General features: G+C 43.0%; 8 protein-coding genes. 7 read left to right on the top strand and 1 reads right to left on the bottom strand.

What is annotated here, in order from left to right; translation table 11 throughout:
* Positions 1 to 74: 74 nt before the first annotated feature.
* Positions 75 to 962: an ABC transporter permease gene (locus RMY63_RS36740; protein WP_322733416.1), complete on the top strand. Its 888-nt coding sequence runs from the start codon at positions 75 to 77 to the stop codon at positions 960 to 962.
* A 41-nt stretch (positions 963 to 1,003) separates the two neighbouring features.
* Complete coding sequence (locus tag RMY63_RS36735) at positions 1,004 to 1,402, top strand: hypothetical protein (RefSeq protein WP_322733415.1); 399 nt, start codon at positions 1,004 to 1,006, stop codon at positions 1,400 to 1,402.
* 468 nt (positions 1,403 to 1,870) lie between these two features.
* On the opposite strand, the gene RMY63_RS36730 is transcribed toward RMY63_RS36735, so the two are convergent.
* On the bottom strand, positions 1,871 to 2,308 hold the full coding sequence (locus RMY63_RS36730) for a peroxiredoxin (RefSeq protein WP_322733414.1): 438 nt from the start codon (positions 2,306 to 2,308) through the stop codon (positions 1,871 to 1,873).
* Between the two features lie 194 nt (positions 2,309 to 2,502).
* On the opposite strand from RMY63_RS36730, the gene RMY63_RS36725 reads away from it, so the two are divergent.
* The 5 genes from RMY63_RS36725 to RMY63_RS36705 all read left to right on the top strand — a co-directional run bounded on the left by RMY63_RS36725 (position 2,503) and on the right by RMY63_RS36705 (position 6,542).
* Positions 2,503 to 2,907, top strand: coding sequence for an Npun_F0494 family protein (locus RMY63_RS36725; RefSeq protein ID WP_322733413.1), 405 nt, complete (start codon positions 2,503 to 2,505; stop codon positions 2,905 to 2,907).
* 370 nt (positions 2,908 to 3,277) lie between these two features.
* A complete protein-coding gene (gene cobQ / locus RMY63_RS36720; RefSeq protein ID WP_322733412.1) occupies positions 3,278 to 4,762 on the top strand; it encodes a cobyric acid synthase CobQ in 1,485 nt (494 codons plus the stop codon).
* Between the two features lie 109 nt (positions 4,763 to 4,871).
* Positions 4,872 to 5,108 (top strand): 2Fe-2S iron-sulfur cluster-binding protein, encoded by a 237-nt coding sequence (locus RMY63_RS36715; protein ID WP_322733411.1) that lies wholly within the window; start codon positions 4,872 to 4,874, stop codon positions 5,106 to 5,108.
* Between the two features lie 32 nt (positions 5,109 to 5,140).
* Positions 5,141 to 5,281, top strand: coding sequence for a hypothetical protein (locus tag RMY63_RS36710; protein WP_322733410.1), 141 nt, complete (start codon positions 5,141 to 5,143; stop codon positions 5,279 to 5,281).
* A gap of 367 nt (positions 5,282 to 5,648) precedes the next feature.
* Positions 5,649 to 6,542, top strand: coding sequence for an AraC family transcriptional regulator (locus tag RMY63_RS36705; protein WP_322733409.1), 894 nt, complete (start codon positions 5,649 to 5,651; stop codon positions 6,540 to 6,542).
* Positions 6,543 to 6,583: the final 41 nt, after the last annotated feature.

The raw sequence follows: 6,583 nt of genomic DNA, 5'->3' as shown, positions 1-6,583 counted from the left end.
AATGCCCAATGCCCAATGCCCAATGCCCAATGCCCAATGCCCAATGCCCAATGCTTAATTAATCCAAAATTGCCATGAATGTTACTCCTAAATCTGATATCAATTGGCAGCCGCTAGCATCGCCGCAAGCAGATGTTAATACTGCACCTAACTTTTTCGGTGAATTGGTACAAGAGACGTTGGCTTTAACTCGTCGCTTGTTTATTCAGTTGCAACGCCGTCCCTCATCTTTAGTTGCTGGAATTATTCAGCCAGTAATGTGGTTAGTGCTATTTGGTGCTTTGTTCCAAAATGCTCCCAAGGGTATATTTGGCAATACAACAAATTACGGTCAATTTTTGGCGGCTGGCATCATTGTGTTTACAGCCTTTGCTGGGGCACTGAATGCTGGTTTACCTGTAATGTTTGACCGCGAGTTCGGCTTTTTGAATCGTTTGCTGGTAGCACCCTTAGCATCACGGTTTTCCATTGTTTTTGCCTCAGCCATCTTCATCATCAGTCAAAGTTTGTTGCAAGCAGCCGTAATTGTTGCAGCAGCAGCCTTTTTGGGCGCGGGACTACCAAATATAGCGGGTTTAAGTGCGATCGCTCTAATTGTCTTACTCTTAGCTTTGGGTGTAACAGCCATCTCTCTCGGTTTAGCTTTTGCTTTACCCGGACACATTGAATTGATTGCAGTGATTTTCGTCACTAACCTACCATTATTGTTTGCTAGTACAGCTTTAGCACCTCTATCCTTCATGCCTCAGTGGTTACAGGTTGTGGCTACCCTAAATCCTCTCAGCTATGCCATCGAACCAATCCGCTATCTCTATTTCCACAGTAGTTGGGGACTAGGTAGTGTAGTGATGCAGGCTCCTTGGGGCGATGTTACCTTTGGGGGAGCGTTGCTGGTATTGTTTGGCTTTGCCCTAGTCGCCTTAGTGAGTATTCAACCGCAACTGCGGCGGACTCTTGCTTAATAAAGATAAAATAGATAAATTTTAGGTAGGGTCAAAACCCCATGAAAAAACCATTTTTACAAATTACTAGACTCTTTGTAGCTACGGCAGCAGGAATTAACTTTGCTTCCTTGCTCATGGCTCAACCAAGTTCCGCTCAAATCAGCAGCCCAATGGATGCTTTTCCCAGTAATAGTACAACAGACCAAAATACCGATCCTTTCTCCCGCACGAACTCAGATAATTTCAATATGTTTGATCTGATTCATCGAGCAAATTTCGGAAATCTTAACTGGAATTCTGACCAACAGAATGAACAATTAGACTCAGCAGCAGCAGCCTTTAAAGCAAGGCAACAAAAATTAATTCAAGGTCAACAACAGCAACCAACCCCCAATTTGCCAACGATTACACTACCATCAGTTACATCGCCATCGGTGACACCATCATCAGGTAACTGAATTCAAACAAAGAACCCCAAGCCTTTAGGGCTTGGGGTTGAAACTATGTGAACTGCCACGCCGTAAGACGGACGGGGCTTCCCAATTCATCTGGAATAGCCTCCAGAACTTCGTAGTTCTATTGGTCTTACATTCCCTCCAAGGGCAGGAGTCCTGGTTCCCAAGACCCAAATCTTCTTCTTGCAACATATACCCTTACGGGTTCGGCACTTCCTTCAAGTCGGGGAACCCGCCCAACGGAGTGCGTCACCTGTTAGCTTGGTTTTCGCTTATGGCATTGATGGTCAAGATAATACTTAGTTTACCAGAAAAGGTGATTCGTCATACATCTGGAATTGGTTTTTACAAAGTAAAAAATCAATTCCAGATGCAATCCTCATCACCCGCTCACAATCCCCATCTTAGGAATACCTTGAAGATGGGGACTTCCGCGACCCATTAAAAAATCTTGAATTATCAGGTAAAAAACTACAGTCCAAGTGCAGCTAAAATATCGCTAGCATGGTTGCTGGTATTTACATTAGCGTCAACATGGGTAATTTTGCCGCTGGGGTCAATTACGTAAGTGACGCGCTTGGCATAACCGCCGCCATCCACATCGAAAGCTTTGATGAGGGATTTATCGCTGTCAGCCAGTAGGGGAAAATTCAAATTATATTTTTGGGTGAATGCTTGATGGGAGACTTCATCATCTGCACTCACTCCCAAGATTGCAATATCTTTACCTTGATATTGAGACTGGGCATCCCGGAAACTACAGGCTTGTTTGGTGCAGCCTGGCGTATCATCTTTCGGGTAAAAATACAAAACAACCGTCTTTCCGGCAAAATCAGATAACGATACTGTATTGCCGTTTGTATCTTTGGCGGTAAATGCAGGTGCATCCGTACCAACTGCTAGAGGCATAATTAACCTTTCCTGTTTCAGATTGTTGATGCACTTGAAATTTTACATTAATTTATAATGATTAAATATAATTACTAAAAAATAGCATAAATATACTTTTGGTAACTAATTTTGGTTTAATGAGGTATTTGGTACAAGAAAAAATATATTCTTAAATTAATCTTTGTTAGAAGAAAAATTTATACCTATACACGATGCCTGCTGTTGATTCCCAAAACCCAAATACTTTTGTCTATCCTCAAAGCACAGTAGAAAGAGCCGAGCGATCGCTAGTGTGTTCACCCTTTAATGTATCTTTATTTGAAGTGATGGGCCACCAGAGTGTGTCATTAGCTGCGATCGCCCTAGAAAATGGACTCAAGCAGGGCTATACTAAACGCCCTTTATCAGAATTAGCCTGTGATAACGCTTTGGGCTGGCTGATTCAAGTCGGTGTATTGCGCCGAGAAGTTGATGGTCAGGGGATTACAGATAGTTTTCGCCTCACTCCCTTGGGACGCCAGTTAGTGGAACAGTACCAGGGAAAAAATTGGCGTACTCCTTCATGGCGCGATCGTTTCTATGATGCTGTGATTCGTTGGTTACGGATATCCTTTTAGAATAAAAAATCCAAGAGTTAGGATTAGGGAATCAAAGGGAACAATATATACGGAAACATCACATCTATTCATGAAGTCTTTACCATAACCATCTAATTGAAATTTGTGATGGTTATAGTGGGCATTGGGTATAGGGCATTGGGCATTGGGCATGGGGGATGGGGCATGGAAAAGAGACAAAGGAGACAAAGTAGAAAGGGGAGACAAAGGAGAGATTTTTAATAATTCCTCCTTGTCTCCCTGCTCCCCTGCTCCCCTGCTCCCCTGCTCCCCTGCTTCCCTGCTCCCCTGCTTTTCCACTCCCCCTGCTCCCCTGTTGTTCGCTCCTAAAAATTAACTTTGTATCTTGAGAAACTAAGTGATAGCAACTATGAAATCAATTATGGTAGTGGGGACAACATCCCATGCAGGGAAATCACTTTTAACTACAGCGATTTGTCGCATTCTGTCGCGGCGTGGTTGGCGAGTGGCTCCGTTTAAAGCTCAAAATATGGCTTTAAATGCTTATGTCACTTCCAGTGGTGGAGAAATTGGCTACGCCCAAGCAGTGCAAGCTTGGGCAGCGGGAGTTGTACCTTGGGTAGAAATGAATCCAATTTTACTCAAACCTCAAGGGGATATGACTTCTCAAGTAATTATCAAAGGTAGGTCTGTAGGCAAAGTGAGTGCCTCAGATTACTACGAGCAATATTTTGAACTGGGGTGGCGGACAATTGAAGAATCGCTACAACATTTAGCAACAGAATTTGACATGCTGGTTTGTGAAGGTGCTGGTAGTCCAGCGGAAATTAACCTCAAGCACCGCGACTTAACTAATATGCGGGTGGCAAAATATTTGAATGCGCCAACGATATTAGTAGTTGATATTGATCGGGGTGGTGCTTTTGCCCATGTTGTTGGCACATTAGAATTATTGGAACCAGATGAACGCGCTTTAATTAAAGGTGTAGTAATTAATAAGTTCCGAGGGCAGCGATCGCTCTTAGATCCGGGGATAAAATGGTTAGAAGAACGTACAGGTATTCCCGTTATCGGTGTTATACCCTACTTGCAACAAATGTTTCCAGCAGAAGACTCCCTTGACCTGCTAGAACGTCAATCGTCGTCCAATAAAGCCCAAGCTGACCTCAACATTGCTGTCATCCGCTTACCAAGAATTGCCAATTTCACCGACTTTGACCCACTGGAATCAGAAAGTACAGTTTCAATTAAATACTTAAGTCCTAAGCAAGATTTGGGACATCCTGATGCCGTGATTATTCCAGGTACAAAGACCACAATTGCTGACTTGCTATTGTTGCAAAAAAGTGGTATGGCAGAAGCTATTCAAAACTACGCTGCTTCTGGAGGAACGGTTTTAGGTATCTGCGGTGGCTATCAAATGCTCGGTCAAATCATCGCCGATCCAGAAGGGATAGAAGGACAAGCTGGCAGATTTCAAGGGTTAAATCTTTTACCAATCAGAACTGTAATTACAGGACAAAAAATCGCCCGCCAGCGCCAAGTTAGCTCAAATTATCCGCAACAAGGCTTGCCAGTTAATGGCTTTGAAATCCACCAAGGGCGATCGCGCATCGAACAGCAAGGCATAGATCCCCAATCGTACCATGCCCTATTTGATGATATTAATTTAGGGTTAGTAGATACTTGTCAATCAGTGTGGGGCAGTTACCTCCACGGGCTTTTTGACAATGGACCTTGGCGACGGGCTTGGTTAAATCGTCTCCGTCAACAGCGGGGTTTAAAATCTTTGCCCACCGGTGTTGCTAACTACCGAGAACAGCGAGAGCAGATTTTGGACTCTCTAGCCATTGAAGTAGAAAGCCATTTAGACTTAAGTCAGTTTTTGTCTTAAGCTAAAATGCGTTGAAATGTCATTAGTCATTAGTCATTAGTCCTTTGTCATTAGTCATTGGTCATTTGCAAATGACAAATGACAATACTAAATTAAATGCGTAACATTGATGATTGTTCGTGTCCGCTTTTTACCAGATGATGTCACAGTAGATGCCGAAGTGGGAGAAGCCCTTTTAGATGTAGCAGACCGGGCTGGGGTATTTATTCCCACCGGTTGTCTGATGGGGTCTTGTCACGCTTGCACCGTCGAATTAGAGGATGGAGAAATCATCCGCGCTTGTATCAGCGCAGTACCGCCACGTGAGGAATTGACGATTAATTTGTTTAGCGACCCAACTTGGTAATTTTTTAACCCTCTAAGTTCAAAATATCAGATATGGAATTTCATTACGTACCCTGCGGGAACACCAATGGCGAACGCAATGACAAAATATGTTTTTACACATTTGGGATGCTCAAGCTTTTGGCAGACCGTAGTCATTTGGATGAGCGTTTGCGAAATTTACCGGGGACATGAAGGAAGTTAAGAGTTATCCCTTTCCTAAGAAAACAAAATGGTTTCTTTCATCCATAGTGGGCGATCGCTCATGAACAACTTCTGTCACTTTTCCTAGACAAAAAGATGTAACCCTTACCAGACAAGAGTTTTAGTCTAAAGCAATGATTGTATCCATCATATTAGAAAATAAAGTTACAAACCTAATCCCAGTCAGAGTTTTAAAAGTTGCATTCTATTTTTGTTTTCGCAGAGTGACAGGAATGATTATTAGGCTGGTACTGAAAGTGGTGCTCCTGCCCGACCCATCATTTTAGATGCGATTCGTACTACCGCCATAACAAATAAAATCAAGATTAAATTATACCCGATTACCGCGAGGTGAACGATGTCAGGTAAAGAGATGCCAGATATGAGTGCAAACTTTGATAATGCTTTTCCACAGGTTTTCTCGCAACCGTCTATGCTTTCTAGCGGTACGACAATGTGGAGAGGGATGAGTCTGGAACAGTACTGCCTACCACCGGGGGAGACTTCTAAGTATTCTCTCGAACAATTTGTGATCACCATTAATCTTGGTCAGAGTTTTCAAGTGGAGCGAACTCTAGGTAAGCGCTGGCAAACAGGGTTAATGTTTACAGGTGCAGTAGGGCTTTGTCCGATGTATACTTCCCAAGCAATTCGTTGGGATAGAGATGCTAATGTTCTTTTGCTCAATTTGGAGCATGAATTACTGACTTGCAATGCTGTAGAACTGCTGGATACGGATCAATATGAGATGCTACCGCATCTGATAACTCAAGATATACTGATTCATCAAATTGCCCTGGGACTGAAGACACAGCTTAGAACCAATGGTTCAGGTAGCCGTCTTTATGCTGAATCAGCCGCAACGTTTTTAGCTGTTCATCTTCTGCAAAACTACTCGACTCGACAATCCTCTATACCGGAGTATGTAGGAGGTTTACCACAGCAGCAGCTAAAACAAGCAGTTGATTATATCCAGGATAATTTAGCACAAGAGATTTCTCTCAATGCGATCGCTAATTATCTTGGCATTAGCAGCTATTATTTTTGCCGATTATTTAAGCAATCTACAGGTCTTAGTCCACATCAGTATTTGATTCAACAGCGGGTAGAACGGGCGAAGCAGCTATTGTTGAGAGGTGAGATGAGTATTGCTGATGTTGCTCAAGTCTGCGGCTTTGCCCATCAAAGCCACCTCAATCGCCACTTCAAACGATTTACAGGAGTAACACCTAAAAATTTTCTCAATTTATAGCAAGATTGGGCAAAAACAGCATGAATGTGAAAGAAAGGGGA

It is taken from the genome of Nostoc sp. ChiQUE01b, assembly GCF_034531255.1.
Classification (GTDB): domain Bacteria; phylum Cyanobacteriota; class Cyanobacteriia; order Cyanobacteriales; family Nostocaceae; genus Nostoc.
This window is presented reverse-complemented; position numbering and strand designations above follow the sequence as displayed.